This is a genomic window from Paenibacillus zanthoxyli JH29 (assembly GCF_000520715.1).
Taxonomy (GTDB): Bacteria; Bacillota; Bacilli; order Paenibacillales; family Paenibacillaceae; genus Paenibacillus_AQ; species Paenibacillus_AQ zanthoxyli.
Window position 1 is genome coordinate 1 of sequence record NZ_ASSD01000210.1, and the last position, 2,503, is coordinate 2,503.

2 protein-coding genes are annotated in these 2,503 nt (G+C 55.0%); both read right to left on the reverse strand.

The features are described 5' to 3' along the window. Positions 1–186: 186 nt before the first annotated feature. A complete protein-coding gene (gene dnaI, locus L691_RS0107995) occupies positions 187–1,143 on the reverse strand; it encodes a primosomal protein DnaI (RefSeq protein WP_025689877.1) in 957 nt (318 codons plus the stop codon). A gap of 18 nt (positions 1,144–1,161) precedes the next feature. Beyond that, positions 1,162–2,503: replication initiation and membrane attachment family protein (locus L691_RS32595; RefSeq protein ID WP_025689879.1), on the reverse strand; the 1,342-nt coding region annotated here is incomplete at its 5' end.

Here is a 2,503-nt window from a genome sequence, read left to right on the forward strand (position 1 = left end):
GCCCCCTCGCATGAAAGGTCCTTCGGCCACCGCCCGTCAGGGCGGGAGCCGAATAGGGACCGCTCCACGCACGACTGCAACCTTCTACCGCCAACGCAGCTCCCTCGCAAAATTGCGGGTGTCCAGAGGGCGCAGCCCTTGGGGTCCTCCCCATTGGGGAGGATTTAGGAGGGGTATCCCACTGATTTAGGAGGGGCCGCCCCGTTGATTCTCCCCCACCAGCTGCACCACATCCACATACGGTGAAATCCGGTTCATCAGCCGCTGGCCTTTATAGACTTCCTCGCCGTCCTTGCTGGTGAAGCTCAGATGCTTCTCCAGCCCGTCCAGCGGATAGTTCGACGTATAGAATGTCGGCTTGCGGTTCATCCGGTAATTGAGTATCGGTCCGAGCACATGGTCGCGCGCCCAGGGGTTCAAATTTTCCGCCCCAATATCGTCAAAAATAAGCAGATCGCAGTCCTTCATCGTATCGACGGTTTCCTTCAACTTTTGGCCATCCGTCATAATCGCTTTCAGTTCCTCGATAAAATCAGGCATGTATACGATAACTCCGCTGTACCCCGTGATCGCCAGCTCATGCAGTAAATAGCACATCAGGAACGTCTTTCCGGTGCCGAAGGAGCCGTATAGGTACAGCCCGCGTGTAGACAGCCCTGTTTCTTTTGTGCTCTTGATATATTGGAACAGCCGGCTCACCGCCGGAGCGCGCCGGGGGTCCTTGCCCATAATCTCAATCTCGTCGTAGCCTTCGCTCAGTACGCGCTCATCGACGTAGAAACTGCGAATCCGTTTGCGAATCCGCTCCTGATTGTCTTTGGCAGTCTGCAGCGCACATGCCGTCTTGCGTTCATACAAATCAGGGAATCCGCCAACGCTCTCCACCGTCAGCTTGCTGTAATGCCCCTGGAAATCATTGGGGCACTGTTCAAGACCGGGACAGTTCGCACAGTTGCGGGCTTCTTCCACATATTGATACAGCCGGCTTACATGAAGCCTGAGCCTGGATTCTTCCAGTTCGGGATGGTCGCTACGAAGCCGAAGCACGAGCGGATGATTCAACAGTTCATGCTCCAAATCCCTCGAACGCAGGCGCAGAGCGGGATTATTCATCGAACGAAGCACTTCGCCCATCGACTCCACTTTAACACCTCTCTTTCCTTACGGCGATTCCGCCGCTCCTTTTTTCTTGCTGGCCTTGATATCGGCCGCCATCTGCATCATCGCCGCAAATTCTTCGTCACTCACGGCTCCCGACTGTCCGTCATCCACCGCAATCTGGATTTCGGGTTTGCCGGAAGTCCCGCCCTTCTTGGCATAGGAACGAGAACGTGTCCCCGGCGCGCCGGAGGCCCCTTTTCCTTTTACCTTGGATTGATCCCTTATGTAGCGTACCGCCTTCTCATAGCTGTTAACCTGTTTAACCAGCATATTGGAAGCAATGGCCTCCACGAAATTGCGGTTGATTCGCTGTTCTCCCCCTGACGCAACCATCGTCATCAGATAGTGGATCAGCAAGTTGATCACTTCACCGGGAAGCTTGTAATTCAAATCGATCTTCTCGAAAATATCCATTAACTGCCCCGGCACCGCGCCCGGAAAAAAAGTCTGAAGCAGCCGGGTATACGGCTCGTTGCGCAGCATCATATTATATTGGTGAATATCGCATTTGGACAGAAATTGCGGAGGAACCTCCACATAATATTCCATTTCAACAGGCTGCTCCTCGGGGATGATCGCTTCATCCCCCTGCTCCGCAGCTCTGATCGCCACGACCTTGGCTGCCGCTACTTCCCTTTGCTCCTGCCGCTTCATGCTTTGCCGGAAATGCTGGTTGGCCCGGTGTTGAAGCTCGTCAAGCACAAGCTCGCCGTCCGGAGAAAAAATACCATCCTCATCAAGCAGCCGGCACATATCCTGCGCGCCGAGCTTATATTTATGGGCCACATAATTGATGACGCCCATTTGATCAAAATCAAAACGCAGCTTCTCGACATGCGCCCGGTTGACCGATTCCCGCGGAAAGCGCAGAATAATGTCGCTGTACCCGATGGCAAGCTTGCTTTCGGGGCCTTTCACAGGCTGGCGGACAGCGGCCACCTCGGTCAGCGCCTGCTCCAGCTCGTAATCAATGACATGCGTATTCAGCTCGAAAATGTCATAGAACGGCCGCGATATATTTTCCTTGCCTACGGCGCTCCGGCTCCACTCCTCCGGTTCCCGGCTCCAGAACTGCTCCCTAAGCGACAATACGGCGAATTTACCGACCTTATCGCGCAGCAGCAGCGTTAAATGCTGGGTGGCAAAAAAGTCGGATGGAGACAGCGGGGGCAGCATTTCGTACTCGTACATATAATCGTCGGATTCCGGTATAAAGATGCGGTTGGTCTGCAGCAGACCGACCGCCTCAAGCCGGGAAGCCTGTTCAATCAGCGATCTGCGGCCCTTCTCGTTCGGCTCTATGCCCAGCGTCAGAAACAGGCGGCGCTGCGGCTCCGCAGCC